Raw genomic sequence first — 18,055 nt, forward strand, 5'->3', positions numbered from 1 at the left:
GGTAACCGGATGATCCGGCTATTTCCTTCGTTACTTTCGACGGTCATCATGGATGGCCGTTTTTTTTTGAGTTATTTCACGGTAAAGGGTCGAGCCGCTGGCGCTTTACCGTTAAAATTCCGCTTTTGCACTTGCCCGTGAGTCTTGATGTCTGCGTCCACCCTCTCTTCGGATAGTTATGCCCTGCTCGCCACCCTGCAATTGCAGCGCGTTGCCAGTACCCGTTTGCTGCAAGAACAACTGGCGATAGGCCATGCCCTGATCGATAAACTGACCCGATTGCAGGATGCGGGGCTGGTCAGATTGCGCGGGGAGCAGCAGTGGAGCCTGACCGCCGAGGGGACGCTGGCGCTGATCCTGGGGGTGCGTGCCGGTCTCTGCCCGGCGCCGGACTGGAGCCGGGTGCCCTCATTGACCGGGCAGGATCTCACCCATGCGGTGGTGCGCGAGCTCTGCCGCGGCAAGGCGGGGGAGATCCCCACCTATTTCTCGGCCAGCGATCTGCTGACCCTGCTCGATACCCCGGACGCTCACCAGTTGCTGGCGGGCTCCAGCCCCGCCTGGCAGCAAATGTTGCTGGAGCACTTCTCGCTGCAACTCTTGCTTGATGCCCCCTATGAAGAGCGCTGGCCGTTGGCCAATGCGCTGGTGCGCTGCGCCCCCGAGGTACAGGCCCGGGCCAAAGCGTTCGAGGCGGAGTGGCGCTGGCTCTGCGGGGATGGCGAGAGCACATCGCCAACCGGCGAGGACAAGGATGCCGCCCCCGGCTGGCCAGCCCTGCAGGCGCTGGCCCAGCAGCGCCAGAGCGGCCCGTTTGGCGAGCGACTGCTCACCGCGCTGGGCCAGTGGCAGGCAACCGATGAGGGTGAGGCGGGCCAGTGGCCCCGTTCATTCAGCGCCCTGCTCTGGCTTGGCTGGTTGCAGCAGGCCGATCCCGTCATCGCCAGCGAACAGCGCAAGAAGTGGCAGCGCAGTCTGACTGGCCAGTTCCCCCTGCTTGCCGACTTGCTCAGCCAGTGGGCGGGCGATCGACACGGCCAGGCGGTCGGCCTGTTCGATACCCTGCAGCTGCCGGTGGAGGAGCTCCACTGGGGCTATCTCTGGCTCGATCTCTGCGCGCTGGCACGTCACGGAGCCCAGAGCCCGCAGGTGGCCATGTTGCACAAGTGGGATCTCTCCCATCTGCTCGATGCCGAACCCCATCATCGCCTGATGGCATTTTGTCAGGATCTGCTGCGCATCTTGTTGGGCGAGGCGGCCAAAGGGGCGCCCTTGTGCCAACTGCGCGGCAGTGAGGAGAGTACGCAAGAGGGCAGTGACGAGCAGGATGATGACGGGGACGAGGATAAAACCGCGGCCTCTGCCAGCTGGCTCAACTGGTTGCAGGGGCTGGGACGCTCCAGTGGCGTACGCAAGCCGCAGGAGCGGTTGGTGTGGCTGCTCCATGCCGATGGTCCCGAGCTGGAGTGCAAGATCCAGAAGCTGAGCACCAAGGGGGAGTGGACCGCCGGTCGCCGGGTCGATCCGGCTCTGCTCTCTACCCAGTATGCCGCCATGCTCGACGAGCATGACTGGGCACTGGTTCGCACCCTGCCACGGGTGATGGGACGACTGCTGCGGGATGTCTGGGCGCCGCTGGCCGATCACCCCCGTTTGTTCAACGCCAAGGGGCAAAAGCTGCAACTGGCCATCAGCGCCCCCCTGCTGCAGGTGGTGGCTACCGAACAGGGGATGAGCGCGCAGCTCTGCCCCGATGCGGCCGCCCGCGGGGCCCATATCATGCCGCTGGCGCAAGATCTATGGCAGCTGATCCTCACCCCGCAGCCGCTGCTCGACCGCTTGCCAGCGCTCGAATCCATCCCGCTGCTGCCCGCCGAGGGGCTGGCCGAGCTTCAACGCACCCTGGACGCCATTCCCGAGCTGCCCTGGCACAGTCAGGTTGCGGGGCTTAGCGGCAACGCCGAACTGGCTCCCTGGCCGGGCATTCCTTCGGTGCAACTGGATTGGCAGGATGGTCAGCTGTCGGTCAAGCTGGTGACCCGCTTTGAGGATCTGCCGCCCCAGCCCCTTGGCAAGGGGGAGGCGATCGTGCGGCAGGGGATCAAGGCGTACCACTACTGGCAGCGGGATCTCGCGGCCGAGAAGCTGCAGGCCCAGTTGCTGCGCAATCAATTGCCCATCGGCCTGCCCGGCAGCGAGTGGCTGCTGCAGGGGGAACAGGCGCTGGCGCTGGTCAATGCCCTGCCCGAGCTGGTGGATGCCGGTGTGGTCATTCACTGGCATCAGGACAGCGCTCGCCTCAAGAGCCTTGATGAAGCGGCTCTGAGCCTGCGCATCGAGCGGCGGCAGGACTGGTTCCAGGTCGAAGGGGCACTGGCGCTTGATGAGCACCAGATCCTCGATCTGCGCCTTATTCTGCGCCAGATGACCCCGGGGCAGCGCACCGTTCAGCTCGACGAGAAGACCAGCCTGATGCTGAGCGACAAGCTGGTGGAGCGGCTCACCATGCTGGGGGCCATGCTCGATGAAGAGCAGCGCATCAACAACAAGCTGGCCTATCCGCTCACTCGTCTGCTCTCGGTCATTACTACCGAAGGGGATGCAGCGTGGCAATCCCTTCAGCAGGAGTGGCAGCAGGAGGTCGATTGCCCGGACGAGCTGCTTACCTCCCTGCGGGACTATCAGAAAGAGGGGGTGCGCTGGATGGCGACCCTGGCCCATCACGGTTTTGGTGCCTGTCTGGCCGATGACATGGGTCTGGGCAAGACGCTGCAGGCGCTTATCGTGCTGCGGATGCGCCAACACCTTGGCCCGGCGCTGGTGGTGGTGCCAAAGTCAGTGGTCACCAACTGGCAGGAGGAGGTGGCCCGTTTCGCCCCCGAGCTTGATGTGGTGGTGTTCGAGAACCCGGCCGAGCGGGAGGGGATCATTCGCGAGGCCAAGGCCGGTCAGGTGATCCTCATCAACTACGGCATGCTTGGCAGCCTGGCGGAGGCGCTCAAGTCCCGCCGATGGTCCAGCATGGTGCTCGATGAGGCGCAGCAGATCAAAAACGCCGGTACCCAGCGCGCCAAGCTGCTGTTCCAGCTCGACGGCGATTTTCGCCTCGCCCTCTCCGGCACTCCCATCGAGAACCATCTGGGGGAGTTGTGGAGCCTCTTCACCTTTATCAACCCGGGGCTGCTCGGCAGCCTTGGCGAGTTCAAGCGTCGCTTTGGCAAGGCGGTCAAGGATCCCCAGCACATGGCGCTGCTGCGGGCGGTGATCAGCCCCTTTATCCTGCGTCGTCTCAAGCAGCAGGTGCTGACCGAGCTGCCGGACAAGACCGAGATCATTCACCACATCAGCCTCTCCCCCGAAGAGCGCCAGCTCTACGAGGCGACTCGGCGGGAAGTGGTGCAGCAGGTGCAAAGCGCCGATGGCCGCGCCCTGATGCATGTGCTGAGTGGCCTGACCCGGCTGCGCCGCCTCTGCTGCTCGCCGGAGCTGGTGATGCCAGAGTGGTCGCAAACCAGCAGCAAGTTGGACGAGGCGATGGCCCTGCTGGAAGAGGCGATCGACGGCGGTCATCGGGTGCTGGTGTTCAGCCAGTTCGTCGATCTGCTGAGTCTGCTGCGGGCCCGCATCGAGCAGAAATCCTGGGATTACTGCTATCTGGATGGCGGCTGCTCCGCCAAGTCCCGTCAGGACTCCATCCTGCGTTTTCGCCACGAGGAGGTGCCGCTATTCCTCATCAGCCTCAAGGCGGGGGGGACCGGCCTCAACCTCACCCAGGCCGATACCGTGCTGCACCTCGATCCCTGGTGGAACCCGGCGGTGGAAGATCAGGCGAGCGATCGGGCGCACCGGATGGGGCAGACCCAGCCGGTGACCGTTTACCGGCTGGTGTGCGAGCAGACGGTGGAGGAGAAGATTGTCGCTCTGCACGACGAGAAGCGGGCGCTGGCCGATGGGTTGCTGAGCGGCCAGTCCGAGGTGCGCGGGCTGGATGTGGAGAGCCTGCGGGCCCTGCTGATGGGCTGATTGGCGACGCCGCCTTACATACCGTCTATCGATACAGAAAAGGGAGAACATCCAGAGATGTTCTCCCTTTTCTTATTTGGGATGCAGATGCGGGATTCGTCGTTTACCGCGGCAAGGCGGCGCAGCTATCCCTGATCCAGTCACCCCTGATAGAGATAGAGGTGCAGCCGCTCGATGATGGGCTCACCGCCAATCTTGCGATCTCGCCGCGCCTGCCGGCTCTTGGGGGGATAGTTGCCCAGATGGGTGACCGCGGGCGGGGTATCGGAGCAGAGCAGCAGAGGCAGGCTCGCCTTGATCTGCTGCTTGCGCGGGGTGCGCTCCAGCCAGAGCAGGTTGATCATCGGGTGGGTCTTGACCGGGCGGCGGATCCGCAGCTCGGCATCGGCGGGCAGACGGCGAATGTCGTACACCTCCTGATCCACCATCTTGCTCCACTCCTCGTTGTTGGAGAGGGCCGGTATATAGCGGCGGCTGCGCTCCAGCATCTCAAGCACCTGCTCGCGACTTAGGCGATTGATGGTCTGCTTGTCAGCCCAGGTAAAGCCAAGGGATTGCAGCTCCCCTGCCAACAGGGTCAGTTTGCGGTAGACCTGCAAGGTGATCACTCCGGGCAGGGCGGTATGTACCAGCTCGAACTTCTCGTCCCGTCCCCCCGCCTGCTGCACCAGCGCTTTGAAATCGAGCTTGCGCTGATTGATCTTCTCAACCAGAGGCTGGATCAGTGGAGCGGCGGCGGCAGGAAAGCGCAACCAGCCGGGCAGCCGATGAGTTGCCTTGGTGGAGCAGCCGGGGCGGGCGCTGTGGTCCCGATAAGCGGCGAGGGTGGCCGCCAGCGCGGCTTCACCGTTGAGGTAACCCACCTCAATTTGCTCGATCGGGTCGTGCTCTTCCCCCTGCGCAACCGGAGGGAGGGGATATACATGGGCCTCCTGCAGCTCGAGCTGGCCGAGCAGGGTGGCCAGCTGATCCAGAGAGGCTTCAATGGCGGCCATCTGTTGACGCAGGGCGGCGGTCGGGGTAAAGGTATCCATCGATGATCCTGTGGTCTGACCCGCTGTTGACGACATCAGGTATGACATTGCTGCGGGTAGCAAAACTACTGTATAAATAAACATACCAGCATGCGGTTGGAGTGCCAAGAGGCACTTTGAGGAGGGGGCAATGTGCGCCTCTGAATGGGGATGTGGTAATGGTTTTATTTATGTTTCAGGGTGTTAAACAAAGATCACCGCAAGATCATTAAATTAACAATTACGTGTAGCTCCGCTGTTGCCAGCTGTTCACACCTTGTCCATCCCTGCATATGTAAAGCAGTAAAATGCATATATAGATGGGTGCCATGCAGCACAATATGCTGTGCGACTCTGCTGGCCAACTGTTAAAATAATTATTTGTTTAAAATCAAAGCGTTAAAATTAAATCCTGCCGTTTTTAGACATTAGATTTACTAATGTAACGTATCAAAATTCGTCAATTGAGTCGGCCCTGCTCCCTGACTAAGCTTTGCGCATCAAATAAAGCCCAGTGCGTAAACAAATATTCAGAGGAGCCACATCATGGCCAACATGGCTTATACCGAAACCGGTTACCAGCATTCCAGCCAATTGAATCTGGTTGCTCGCGTTAAAATGACCGTTCTGACCTGGCTGGAACGCAGCCGCAGCCGTCGCCAGCTCTCCGAGCTGCCCGAGTACCTGCTCAAAGACATCGGCCTGAACGAAGCTGACCGTTATCAAGAGACCACCAAGCCGTTCTGGCGTGGTTGATCTACCGGGCATGGATGCCTTGTTTTTCTGCTGAGTCGTTTGCTGTTCTGCCCCTGTGGGGACCAACTGCCAGGTCTGTTATTGTCTGTTTTATCTCCCCCCGTTTTCCCCCTGTTATTTGTTGATCCTTTTTCCTCTCCTCTTTATTCCACATCGCTACTGTCATTGCTGTCATCGTTCGATTGTTATCACACTTGTATCGTTAATGTTTGAATTTGTTTAAAAAATTATTTTAAGCCACGATGCCTTGCGTATAATCCGGCCATAGTATTCCAGCGCAAGAGGGTGAGACGGATGATTCCCCAGCACGATTTTTTGGCCATGACCCGCAGCCACGAGTGGCAGCTCGATCCCTTTGATTTTGCGCTGCCGGATGGCACGCAAGTCAGCGTCTGGGATACCGGTGTCATCTGTCTGGAGCCTGCCAGCGGAGCGGGCGGCCAGCCGGGAGAACGCAAGGATATCGTCCTCTCCTGCGGTATCCACGGCAACGAGACTGCCCCCATCGAGATCTGCAACCAGCTGCTGAGCCGTCTGCTCTCAGGCGAGCTGAGCGCCCGCCATCGGGTGCTGTTCCTATTTGGCAATCCGGCGGCGATGAATCTGGGGCTGCGAGAAGTGGAGGAGAACATGAACCGGCTCTTCTCTGGCGCCCACAGCAAGGGGGAGGGGCTCTGCAATCGGGAGCGGATCCGCGCCATGCGCCTCGAGCAGTATGTTAGCCGCTTCTTTGCCGATCCGGCTCGTCCCCGTTACCACTACGATCTGCACACCGCCATTCGCGGTTCGCGCCACGAGAAGTTCGCCGTCTACCCCTTTCCCCACGAGCGGCCCCACTGCCGCGAGCAGGTGCAGTTCCTCGGCGCCTGCGGGGTGCGCACCATTCTGCTCTCCGCCAGCCCGACCACGACCTTCAGCTACTACAGCTCCCGCCAGCATGGGGCCCATGCCTTTACGGTGGAGCTGGGCAAGGTACGGCCATTTGGTGAGAACGATATGACCCGCTTTATCGAAACCCGGCAGGCACTGCAGGAGCTGGTCACTCAGGATGAAGTGGCACTGGAGCCGTGGCGGGCGGACGATTTCACCCTGTTTGCCATCGATCGGGTGATCACCAAAAAATCGGAGCAGTTTCGCTTTCTATTCGCCAGCGATGTGGACAACTTCACCGAATTTCCGCAAGGGTTCGTGTTGGCCGAGGATGGTGAGCTGCGCTACACGGTCGAGAAGCCGCGTGAGGCGGTGGTCTTCCCCAATGCCAACGTGGCGATCGGTCAGCGCACCGTGCTGATGGTGGTGCCGACAAGGCTCTGGGAATAGCGGTGATAGTTTTGCCTGCAGAGCGGTGATGCATCCGCAGGTGGCGCCAAGCCATTGTTTTAGTCGGCGGCTCAGACACAGCAGCGGTTAGCCGCAGTAATAAAAAACGGGGCCAGTCAGATGACTAGCCCCGTTTTTTATCGGGTTCAAGCGGTGAGGCTTAGGTGTTGTTCTTCACAAACAGAGTCAGCTCCTGACCGGGCTTGAGGTAATCCCCTTTATCCAGCTGGTTCCAGCGCATCACATCGTTGATGGCCACCTGGAAGCGAGCCGCGATGGAGGAGATGGAGTCGCCACGACGAACCTGATACACCATCGATTTGTCGCTCTTCTTCCCTTGCTTGGGATAGACCACCAGCTTCATGCCTGGCTTGAGCGCCGACTTGGCATTCAGCCCATTCCACTTGGCGAGCTCTTCGTGGGAGACACCGTGCGCCTGGCTGATGCTCCACAGGTTGTCACCCGAGCGCACCTTGTAACTGACCTTGGCCTTCTGGCTGCTGCCACGGCTTGCCAGCTGCTGCGGTTTGCTGGCGGAGCTGGCCTTGCTGCTGACCTGACCATGGGTCGGGATCACCAGTTGTTGACCGCGACGCAGGTTGTTGCTGCGCAGATTGTTGGCCAGTTTCAGCTCGCTCACGCTGACGCCGTGATTCTGGGCGATGCGCGACAGAGTATCGCCACTGGTGACCTGATAGGAGCGGGTACGAATACGCTCGCTCTTGGGCAGATCAGCTAGTGCCAGCTCCAGGGTATCGGCATACTCCACCGGTACCAGCAGGCGGTAAGGGCCACGGGGCGACATCACGCCACGGCTCAGGGCTGGATTGACCTCCTTGAGCTGTGACGTGCGCAGACCTGCCAGTTGGGCGGCCACATTCAGATCGATCTGGCTGCCAGTCTCAACCACACGCAGCTTCGGCTCGTTGGCGAGCACCGGCAACTGGATATTGTACTTGTCCGCATTGCTGATCATGTCAGCCATGGCGAGGATCTTGGGCACATACATCCGGGTTTCGCGCGGCAGATCGAGCGACCAGTAGTCGGTCGGCTTGCCTGCGCGCTGATTACGCTGGATGGCGTTGCGCACCCGGCCTTCACCGGCATTGTAGGCGGCCAGCGTTTGCAGCCAGTCACCGTCAAAGAAGCGGTTCAGGTATTCCAGATAGTCGAGCGCCGCATTGGTGGAGGCCAGCACATCGCGCCGTCCATCATACCAGTTGTCGTGGCGCAGACCGAAGTTTCTGCCTGTCGCTGGCACAAACTGCCAGAGTCCGACGGCATTGCTGCGGGATCGGGCATGAGGATCAAACATGCTCTCGATCATCGGGACAGTAATAAGCTCCATTGGCAGCTCACGCCGTTCAATCTCCTCTACCATCAGATAGAGGTAGGGTTCAGCCCGGCTGGCAATGGTCGCCAGATGCTTATCATTGCGCAACAGCCACTCACGTTGCTGGCGGATGCGCGGGTTGTCCGGAGTTTCCAGTTGCATATCATCGCTGATACGCACCCACAGATTGTCCGTCTCTTCCATTTCATCCAGTTGTTCATCGCCAAACAGGAAATGGGAAGAGTGTTTTTTATGCGCTTTTTTCTTGACCTGGGGGGACTTGATCGGCTCGATTGCCGTTAGCGCCCGGTCATCCTGATGGCTCAGGTTTTGGCAGCCGCTGAGCAACAGCGCTGCCAATAAGGCCGTTCGTACCTTCATCTCGTTCCGGTCATTTTTGGGAAAAACAGCCCGCATCATAAGGGGCAATGGCCCCCTGATCAAGGTTTGTTCAAAAAACGTCCTTCCACTGACGCAAGATGGTGAAGGTATCTACCGGATTTTCCACGCATTTTAGCCCCTTCTTTTCAGCAGAAAATTTTACCGAATCGAGCTCGCAGCGCAGAAAAACATTAAACTTGCGTTCATCCTCCAGCCGGGTGGGCAGGCTTGGCAGCCCTTGTTGCCGCAGTTTGCTGATCAGTCCGATCTGATCACGGATCGCCGGATTGTCCGGTTCAACTGCATAGGCAAAGCGCAGGTTGGAGAGTGTGTACTCATGGGCGCAGTAGATCAGGGTCTCGTCGGGCAGGGCGGCAAGGCGCTGTAACGAGTGGTACATCTGTTCCGGCGTCCCTTCAAACAGGCGGCCACAACCGGCCGAGAAGAGGGTATCGCCACAAAAGAGCATGCCGTTGCCGTGGTAGGCGATGTGGCCGCGAGTGTGCCCGGGCACATGGATCACCTCGAGGGCGAGGCCGTGCCAGTTGATCTGATCGCCATCTTCCAGCCACTGACCGTGGTGATCCGGCATGGGGTCAAGTTTGGGGCCATAGAGCCGGGCGTGGGGGAAGTGGGCAAGCAGGTCGGTGACGCCCCCGACATGGTCGTGATGGTGATGGGTCAGCAGGATGGCATCGAGCACCAGCCCCAATGCCTCGAGCCGCTCCAGCACGGGTGCGGCATCGCCCGGATCGACCACCAGACAGTGATTTTCGTGGCGGATCAACCAGATGTAGTTGTCATTAAAGGCTGGAACTGTGATCACTGGATACATGAGTCTGCTTCTCTTTAGGGAGGGTATCTTATATAACAGGATGGCGTTCGAAACCCCGAGTTGAGCCCTATTATGCAGGTGGCACGTACCGAACAACAAATCGAGATCCCGACCAGCTGGTCTGCATTGCCTATGGGGGACTGGGTGGCGGCCGAGATCCAGGATCGGCTCGACAACTGGTGTCCCAATCTGTTTGGGTATCATCTGCTGAAAATTGGCGCTCTGAGCGCTGAACTCTCCTGCAAACGCTCCTCCATTCGCCACCAGATCGGGGTTGCCCCCGGTGGGCGGCTGCTCGACATGTATGGCGACCCCCTCGATCTACCGGTACGGACCGGCAGCGTCGATGCCTGCCTGCTGGCCCACTGCCTTGATTTCTCCGCCGATCCCCACCAAGTGTTGCGCGAAGCCGAAAGAGTGTTGACCGACGATGGCTGGCTGATCATCAGTGGCTATAACCCCATGAGTCTGGTCGGGATCGGTCACTGTGTGCCGTTCTTGCGGCGCAGAATGCCCTGGTCGGCACGGATGTTCACCCCTGGGCGGGTGACGGACTGGTTGCATCTATTGGGATGCGAGGTGATGTTCGACGAGCGCTTTGGTTATTCGTTTATGGGAAAACAGAGTTGGCACAGTTGGTGGCGAGAGAGTATCGGGCGGGATTATTGCAGGGCATTTGCATCGGTATACGTGATTGCGGCCCGTAAACGGCGCTTTCCACTGATCCCGGTGCGGCGGCGCTGGCAACTGCCAAAGTCCCTCGCCACACCGGGAATGGCCCGTCAGGGCTGGTAGCCGGTATCCTCGGCCAGATCCTTGCCGCAGGCGGCCTCTCTGGCCAGCTCGTCACACCGTTCGTTCTCCGGGTGGCCGGAGTGACCCTTCACCCAGAGCCACTCAATCTGGTGGCGACCCACTTCTGCATCCAGCTCCTTCCAGAGATCGACGTTTTTGACCGGTTGCCGGTTGGCTGTCATCCACCCTTTCTTCTTCCAGCCGATGATCCACTGGGTGATCCCCTGGCGGACATACTGGCTGTCGGTGGTGAGGCGCACCTTGCACGGTTCGTTGAGGGTGCGCAGCCCCATGATGGCGGCCATCAGCTCCATCCGGTTATTAGTGGTCAACTTGAATCCGGCGGAAATCTCTTTGCGGTGCTTGCCGTAGACCATCACGGCCCCGTAACCACCCGGGCCCGGATTGCCGAGGCAGGAGCCGTCGGTATAGACATCAATCTGTTTTAACATGAGCAATCAATCTGTTTTAACATGAGGCTTGGGGTAAACTAGCGAGTAAGTAAAGCCGAAGTTTGACATAGATTGGATCATGAACACACCCCAACTGAATCGCCAGATCATTCTGGATACTGAAACCACAGGTATGAATACGGCGGGCGGCCCTGTCTATCTGGGGCACCGCATTATCGAAATCGGCTGTGTGGAGGTGATCAACCGCAAGCTGACCGGTAACCACTATCACGTCTATATCAAGCCTGATCGTCTGGTTGACCCGGAAGCGATCCAGGTACACGGTATCACCGACGAGTTTCTGCGTGACAAACCGTCGTTCAGCCAGATTGCCGATGAATTCCTCGACTTCATCCGCGGCGCCGAACTGATCGCTCACAACGCGCCGTTTGACGTGAGCTTCATGGACTACGAGTTCAGCAAGCTCGGACTCAACTTCAAGACGGCGGATATCTGCACCATCACAGATACCCTGGCGATGGCGCGGGATCTCTTCCCCGGCAAGCGCAACAACCTGGATGTGCTGTGCGATCGTTACGGTATCGACAACTCCCACCGTACCCTGCACGGGGCTCTGCTCGATGCGGAGATCCTGGCGGACGTCTACCTGCTGATGACCGGCGGCCAGACCAAACTCAATCTGGCTACCGAGAGCAACGAAAACGAAAGCAATCAGGACACCAGCATTCGCCGGTTGGAGAGCAACCGACCCGCCCTCAAGGTGGTGCGTGCCAGTGCCGAGGTTCAGGCCCTGCACGAGGCGAGACTGGATCTGGTACAGAAAAAGGGAGGAAGTTGTCTGTGGCGGCAATGAGCAAGTGGTGTGCCGGTCTGCTGTTGTTGCTCTCGCTGGGGGCGATGGCGACCGAGGTATTTGCCCCTTCCGATATTCCGCTGCTGGATAACCGCTTTCGCATCGATTACGGCGTGAAGGAGATCACCTTCATCATCAAGCGCAAGCCGGGCACCCCGTCCGTGATCCTGGTTCGCCCCGATGGCAGCAAGCTTTACGTGGGCAAGGTCAAACCCGCAGATGTGGGTTGGCTGGCGCTGCCGGAGCATGATCTCATTACCCTGCGCAATCCCATGCCGGGCCCCTGGCAGGCGATTGGCGAGGTGGATCCCGACAACCGGGTGCGCATTCTCTCCGATATCCGGCTCGATATCGCCGCCCTGCCAATGCAGCTCTATCAGGGGGAGGTGGTCAAGCTCAAGGCGTGGTTGCTGATCAATGGTCAGCCGCCGAAAGATAAATACTATCTCTCTGATCTTGGCATGACCGTCAAGCTGCAATCGTTCAGCGATGCCGATAAGAAAGAGGTCGTGCTGGATCAAGTACTTGGCCACTATCGCGATGATGGCAAGGGGCTGGACGAAGTGCCGGGTGACGGCATCATGACGGCGGAAGTGACACTACAGGATATTCCCGCCGGCAAATACCGCGCCATGTTCAGCACAGGTAATCAGGTGTTTGTCCGAGCCCGCTATCAGGATGTGCTGCTCTATCCTTATCCGTTCAGCTATAACCTGACACCCCCTTCGGAAGAGCTGGGCGCCAAATTGTCGCTGCTGATCGATCGTGATGAACTGGATCCGGCCTCTGTCGCGATCAAGGGGAGTGTCACCAGCAATGTGGGTGGCCTCTACGAGTTTAGCGAGACCGCCAGTGAGCCCAAGCTTGATATCGATCTCTCTGCCATCAAGGAGGTCGGTCAGCATGAGGTGAAAGCGACCCTTTATGGCACCACTCGCCTCGGGCGCGAGCTGAAGATCGAGTTGCCAGTGAAAACCTTCAATATCTTTCCGCCCCCTCCGCCTCCCGCAGAGGTGGCATCAGCAGCCGCTCAGGCCTCCAGCGCCGAGTCTACCGAAGAGCAGCCTGAAGAGGGAATGGGGTGGCTACTTTGGGTTCTGGTTGGGGGTGGGGTACTACTGGTGTTGCTGGGAGGCGCAGGTTTTGTGGTGATGCAAAAACGGCGTGCTTTTAAACGTGCGCTAGCAGCAGCTCAGGCTGAAAATCAACAAAACGGCCAACCGGCAGCCAAGCTGGATCTCAATTTGCCAGAGCAGTAGCCCAGACTCGGGAAAAACGATACACCAGAGAGAAGAAACCGCCCTCGATAAGCAGGGCGGTTTTTTAGCTCGAACCCTTAGGATAAGGGATTGGCAGCAATCAGTGATCGCCAATATAGACATCCTTGTTCTGCTCGCGGATTTCGAGGAACTTGTCCAGATTGGCCATCATCAGCTCGACCAGCTGGGGGTCGAAATGCTGCCCCTTCTCCTCTTCAATCAGGGCCAGCACCTTGTCCAGCGGCCACGCTTTCTTGTAGCAGCGATCCGAACCCAAGGCATCGAACACATCGGCCAGTGCCACGATCCGTCCTTCCAGTGGGATATCGGCCCCCTTCAAACCGCGGGGATAACCGCTGCCATTCCACTTCTCATGGTGATTGCCTGCTATGGTGGCGCCAATCTGGAACAACGCCAGATCGCTGCCGGAGAGCATATCCTGACCGAGTTGGGCATGAGTTTTCATGATCTCCCACTCTTCCGGGGTCAGCTTGCCCGGTTTGTGCAAAATGGCATCGGGAATACCCACCTTGCCAATGTCGTGCAGTGGTGAGGCCCGTTTAACCAGCTCGCTCTGCTCTTCGCTCATCCCCAGCAGATGGCAGAAAAGCTCGGTGTAGAGCGCGACCCGTTTGACGTGTAACCCTGACTCCTTGGAGCGAGTTTCGACCAGTTCGCCGATGCGATAGATGATCTCCCGCTGGTTGTCGGCGATCACCTCGTTGAGCCGGATATTTTCCAGTGCCACTATGATGTTTTCGGTAAACAGGGTCAGCAGGCTGGTATCGATCTGACTGAGCTGGCGAGTGGTCTCGATATGAAACAACAGGTGGTGGCGCGGGTTTTGGCAGTAGAGCACCATCTGGTTGGTGTTGTAGATATTGCAGCCCCGGGTCATGGCCTGACGCAGTATCTCGGGTGCCTCTGTCAACCGCACCGGGGGATGACCTGGCAGCAGGGGCTCCAGCAGTTGATCCTTCACTTCGTAGGCATATTGTTTTACATCGTAAATCTGGGTCTCTCCCAGATGGAGCAGGGCGCTCAGCTGCTCTTGGGCGCCTTCGACAAACTGACGCAGCGCCCGTTTCTCAAAGATCCCCTTGGAGGCTTCAATGACTTTTTCCAGCCCTTGCCGGTTGCTTTCCAGGGTGCGGATATCCCGATAGGAGCGCAGGCTGGCACGCAGCAGGGTGCGCAGCTTCTGGGAGGTGAGCTCGGTTTTATCCTTGTAGTCGTTGATGTCGTAGTTGGTCACCACGTCATCTTCCGGCGCTTGGCCGGGTTGGCCGGTACGCAGCACGATTCGTACCATCTTGTTTTGCAGCTCTTCACGGACATATTTGACGACATCAAGACCGGCGTGATCGACCTCCATCACCACGTCCAGCAGCAGCAGTGCAACATCCGGGGTGGTGGCCAGCAATTTTTTTGCCTCTGCTGCCGAATAGGCATGCAGAAACTCGATGGGACGATTGTCAAACTCGAATTTGTTTAAAGTGATCTTGGTGATGCGATGCACTTCCGGTTCATCGTCAACAATCATCACCCTCCAGCCTGCTTGTTGCGCGTCGGGGAGGGAGAGCTCGTCATCATCAATAATCAGGATCTGGTCATCCATCATACAATCCTGTTTGGCATCCTGTGCTTACATTAACTGCTTCACTAAGGATAGGAAACTTATTGAGAAATAAAATTTGATCTCGAAAAACTATGGTCGAAATAGGCAAATGGAACCCTGCGTGACAGTGTTGTTGTCCGGCTGCTTTCTTCGTCCAATCATGGGACTAGCGTGCATAAGCCCGTTTCTCTGTTCGGGGGCTGATGGTAGTGATTAGTGATGTTTGAGCCGGATAGACGAGAAATAATCGCATTTGATAGTGATTCCCATTTGTGTGTAGCATAGGCAACACACTCAACGAGGAGCCTCATTGTGTCCCCATCTCTGCCTCCCAATCGTCCCCGCCTGCTGACTGTCAAAGCCATTACCCAGATCACCCCCCATTTGCGTCGTATCACCTTTGGTGGCAGCGAACTGGCTGACTATCCCTTCACCTGCGGTGGGGCCCATATCAAGGTGATGCTGGCCCAGCCCCATCAGGTAGAGCCGGTGCTGCCTGCAATGACCCCGAGCGGCCCGCGCTGGAGTGACCCGGCTGACAAGCCGGTGATCCGCACCTACACCATCCGCGCGTTTCGCCGTGATGAGCAGGAAATTGATATCGACTTCGTGCTGCACGGTGACGGCGGGCCCGCCAGCGCCTTTGCTACCCATGCCAAGCCGGGAGAGAAGGTAATCCTCTCCGGGCCGGGTGGTCCCAACCCTATGCTGCAACCGGCCGATCACTACTGTCTGGTAGGGGATCTCACCGCCTTGCCCGCCATCATGGCGATGTGCGAGGTGATGCCTGCCGATGCCAGAGGGGAAATTGCGATTCTGGTGCCGGATCAGGCCGATGCTCAGCCGTTGACGCTGCCGGTCGGGGTGCGCTGTCACTGGTTTGTCGGCGAGCCCGAGTCCAGCGGCCTGCTGGAGCATGTGATTGCTCTGCCGCTGGTGCGCGATGGTGGCTTCTTCTGGCTGGGTGGGGAAGAGGCGCTGGTGCTGCCGCTGCGCCGCCATTTTCGGTCTGTGCTCGAGGTGGATCGCCAGTCGCTCTACGCCGTGCCGTACTGGCGCCGGGGCAAGAGTGAAGAGGCCTATCACCAGACTCGCCACGATGTGATGGATAATTAAGCGGATGCGAAAGAATACCTGATTCACTCTTGCAAATAAAAATGATTTGCATTTAGTATTGCGCCGTCCCGATGTCAGTCGGTACGGCGCTTTTGTTATTGATGGCTGCGAGTGGCATAGCACAACGCAGGGCCTGCCGTAATGCACTGATGTTCGGGGTGATGGGGCATGGACGACTGTTCATGCCAATGAACTCCATCACTTTGCACCGGGTCTGGCGAGGTCAGACAGGGATGTCGGTGGTGTTGGCCTTGGTTGTTTTATGTGGAGTGTTGATGATGCGTACATCATCCCGACGATTTGCAGTGCATCCGCTGGTGTTGTCCCTTTTTGCCCTGCCAGTTCTGGCCCAAGGGACTGCGCCTGTCACCGTTCATGAAACTATGGTGGTGACGGCGAGTAAAACCCGGCACAGCGAGCTGACCGCCCCGGCCAGCGTCTCTGTGGTGACTCGGGCCGAGCTCGACAAGCTCAATGTCAATGATCTGACCGGCGCTCTGAAACAGTTGCCGGGGGTCAATATCAGCCCTGCTACCAGCTACGGCCGCAGCGAGATCAAGTTGCGCGGGCTGGAGGGGGATTACACCCTGTTGCTGGTCAATGGGCGGCGTATCAGCTCCCGCGATGCTCTTACCTCCGGTTATGGCAATGATTTCGATCTCTCCGCCATCCCCATGGCGGCCATCGAGCGTATCGAAGTGATCCGTGGCCCCATCTCCTCCCTCTACGGCGCAGATGCGCTGGGTGGGGTGGTCAATGTCATCTTGCGCCAACCCGGGGAGAAGACCGAAGCGGCGGCCACCTATACCTTCAGCGACCCCACCGACGGTCACGGCGGGGATATCAACAAGGCGAGTGCCTATGTGGGCGGGGCACTGATCGACAACAAGCTGCTGGCCAACCTGGTGGTAGAAGGGAACCACCGGGACGCCTGGCAGAGCGAGCAGAGCATCAACCCCAAGGCCGATGCCATCGAGCAGCGTGAAAAGCTGGGGATCCTCTCCAACGTCAAATGGCTGATCGACGATCGTCAGGATCTGGATGTGGGGATGAACTACGCCAAAGACGATCGGGAGGCCCACTGGAACAACTACGGCCAGACGCCGCGCAATATCCAGCAGATGGAGCGACTGGGGCTCAATGCCACCCATGTCGGCCGTTGGGATCAGTTCGACAGCCGGGTCGGCTATGCCTTCGAGCAGGTTGATCTCTTTGATGACTCCGAACTGATGACGGCGCTGAGCAAGACCAGCGGCGATGTGAGCCAGACCAACCACACCTTTGATGGCCAGCTGAGCGGCAATCTGGGCAGCCACCTGCTGACCAGCGGTGCCGAGTACCGCATCACCGAACTCAAGCATAATGTCAACCTCAAGGGGGGCGATGTCAGCGTCAACCAGAGCGCGCTCTATCTGCAGGATGAGTTTGGCTTTGGCGATCTGGCGTTGACCCTGAGTGGCCGAGTCGATCACCACGAGACCTATGGCACCGAGTTCAGCCCCCGCGGTTATGCCCTCTACAGCCTGACTGACAACTGGGTGGTCAAGGGCGGCATTGGCAAGGCATTCAAGGCGCCGACCATTGCCCAGTCCAACCCGGATTATGCCGTAGCCGCCTGTCGCGGTCGCTGCGCCGTGGTGGGCAACCCGGATCTGAAGCCGGAAACCGCCGTCAGCTACGAGCTGGGCACCGCCTATGATGGTTCGTTCTGGGGCGCCGGGGTTACCGTCTTCCACAACGATATCAAGGACAAGATCCAGAGCGAGGCATGGACCTCCACCTGGCGTCCGGCGGTGATGACCTATCAGAACGTCAGCAAGGCCCGCATCAAGGGGGTGGAGCTGAGCGGCTGGTTTGATATCACCGATGCCCTGACCCTCTCCAGCAACGTCACCCTGATCGACGGGGAGGACAAGACCAGCGGCAAGGATCTCTATCGGACGCCGGAGCATACCGTCAACGCCAAGCTGGAGTGGCAGGTCATCGAGAGCCTGAGTACCCAGCTCGGCTGGAACTACACCGGCAGCCAGATCCTTCCGGTTCCGCGCATGAGCGGCACCACCTATGAGACCACCGCCGGATTCCACACCCTGGATATCGGGGCAGTCTGGAACGCCACTCGGGCACTGGATCTGAAGTTCGGGCTCAACAACCTGACCAATACCAAGCGTGACTGGGTTGCCACCGAGGCCGATCAGATCCTCGACGGGCGCACTGTCTATGCCGGTGTGGCCTACAAGCTGTAATGGCTGAGCGGGAGCCCGCCCTGGCGGGCTTCCGTTGTTGCCACGGTATCACCTCGGATGACGGCTTTTGTGTCAACAAGATGGCATTGCAATC

Annotated in this window: 13 protein-coding genes; 8 read left to right on the top strand and 5 right to left on the bottom strand. The window is 59.0% G+C overall.

Annotated elements, in window-relative coordinates; translation table 11 throughout:
* Positions 1 to 147 precede the first annotated feature (147 nt).
* Positions 148 to 4,023, top strand: a complete 3,876-nt coding sequence (locus I6L44_RS02655) for a DEAD/DEAH box helicase (protein ID WP_216953216.1) — start codon at positions 148 to 150, stop codon at positions 4,021 to 4,023.
* 140 nt (positions 4,024 to 4,163) lie between these two features.
* Here I6L44_RS02655 and I6L44_RS02660 read toward each other — a convergent pair whose 3' ends face one another.
* Positions 4,164 to 5,057, bottom strand: a complete 894-nt coding sequence (locus I6L44_RS02660) for a DNA replication terminus site-binding protein (protein WP_216953217.1) — start codon at positions 5,055 to 5,057, stop codon at positions 4,164 to 4,166.
* Positions 5,058 to 5,582: 525 nt separating this feature from the next.
* Here I6L44_RS02660 and I6L44_RS02665 point away from each other — a divergent pair.
* Together I6L44_RS02665 and astE are read left to right on the top strand one after the other, a co-directional pair.
* Positions 5,583 to 5,792 (top strand): DUF1127 domain-containing protein, encoded by a 210-nt coding sequence (locus I6L44_RS02665; protein WP_158112369.1) that lies wholly within the window; start codon positions 5,583 to 5,585, stop codon positions 5,790 to 5,792.
* A 294-nt stretch (positions 5,793 to 6,086) separates the two neighbouring features.
* Positions 6,087 to 7,112, top strand: coding sequence for a succinylglutamate desuccinylase (gene astE, locus I6L44_RS02670; RefSeq protein WP_216953218.1), 1,026 nt, complete (start codon positions 6,087 to 6,089; stop codon positions 7,110 to 7,112).
* Positions 7,113 to 7,272: 160 nt separating this feature from the next.
* Here the strand turns inward: astE and I6L44_RS02675 are convergent, their stop codons facing one another.
* Positions 7,273 to 8,826 carry a LysM peptidoglycan-binding domain-containing protein gene (locus I6L44_RS02675; protein WP_216953219.1) on the bottom strand — a complete coding sequence of 518 codons (1,554 nt, stop codon included), beginning with the start codon at positions 8,824 to 8,826 and terminating at the stop codon, positions 7,273 to 7,275.
* Positions 8,827 to 8,896: 70 nt separating this feature from the next.
* Complete coding sequence (gene gloB / locus I6L44_RS02680) at positions 8,897 to 9,661, bottom strand: hydroxyacylglutathione hydrolase (RefSeq protein WP_216953220.1); 765 nt, start codon at positions 9,659 to 9,661, stop codon at positions 8,897 to 8,899.
* Between the two features lie 72 nt (positions 9,662 to 9,733).
* Here gloB and I6L44_RS02685 point away from each other — a divergent pair, with 72 nt between their 5' ends.
* A complete protein-coding gene (locus I6L44_RS02685; RefSeq protein WP_005361718.1) occupies positions 9,734 to 10,456 on the top strand; it encodes a methyltransferase domain-containing protein in 723 nt (240 codons plus the stop codon).
* Here I6L44_RS02685 and rnhA read toward each other — a convergent pair.
* Positions 10,444 to 10,908: a ribonuclease HI gene (gene rnhA, locus I6L44_RS02690; protein WP_005353268.1), complete on the bottom strand. Its 465-nt coding sequence runs from the start codon at positions 10,906 to 10,908 to the stop codon at positions 10,444 to 10,446. The two genes, I6L44_RS02685 and rnhA, sit on opposite strands and share 13 nt — an antisense overlap.
* A 79-nt stretch (positions 10,909 to 10,987) precedes the next feature.
* Between rnhA and dnaQ the strand changes: the two genes are divergently transcribed.
* Positions 10,988 to 11,722: a DNA polymerase III subunit epsilon gene (gene dnaQ, locus I6L44_RS02695; RefSeq protein WP_058055867.1), complete on the top strand. Its 735-nt coding sequence runs from the start codon at positions 10,988 to 10,990 to the stop codon at positions 11,720 to 11,722.
* Positions 11,719 to 12,981: a TIGR03503 family protein gene (locus I6L44_RS02700; protein WP_216953221.1), complete on the top strand. Its 1,263-nt coding sequence runs from the start codon at positions 11,719 to 11,721 to the stop codon at positions 12,979 to 12,981. The genes dnaQ and I6L44_RS02700 overlap by 4 nt, the downstream gene beginning before the upstream one ends.
* Before the next feature lie 100 nt (positions 12,982 to 13,081).
* On the opposite strand, the gene I6L44_RS02705 is transcribed toward I6L44_RS02700, so the two are convergent.
* The gene (locus I6L44_RS02705; RefSeq protein WP_216954328.1) at positions 13,082 to 14,599 is read right to left on the bottom strand and encodes an HD domain-containing phosphohydrolase; all 1,518 of its coding nucleotides are present in this window, start codon (positions 14,597 to 14,599) and stop codon (positions 13,082 to 13,084) included.
* A 312-nt stretch (positions 14,600 to 14,911) separates the two neighbouring features.
* Between I6L44_RS02705 and I6L44_RS02710 the strand changes: the two genes are divergently transcribed.
* Together I6L44_RS02710 and I6L44_RS02715 are read left to right on the top strand one after the other, a co-directional pair.
* Positions 14,912 to 15,715 (top strand): siderophore-interacting protein, encoded by an 804-nt coding sequence (locus I6L44_RS02710; protein WP_069526731.1) that lies wholly within the window; start codon positions 14,912 to 14,914, stop codon positions 15,713 to 15,715.
* 278 nt (positions 15,716 to 15,993) lie between these two features.
* Positions 15,994 to 17,961, top strand: coding sequence for a TonB-dependent receptor (locus I6L44_RS02715; protein WP_216954330.1), 1,968 nt, complete (start codon positions 15,994 to 15,996; stop codon positions 17,959 to 17,961).
* Positions 17,962 to 18,055 lie beyond the last annotated feature (94 nt).

The sequence above is a fragment of the Aeromonas sp. FDAARGOS 1414 genome (genome assembly GCF_019047065.1).
Lineage (GTDB): Bacteria > Pseudomonadota > Gammaproteobacteria > Enterobacterales > Aeromonadaceae > Aeromonas > Aeromonas veronii_A.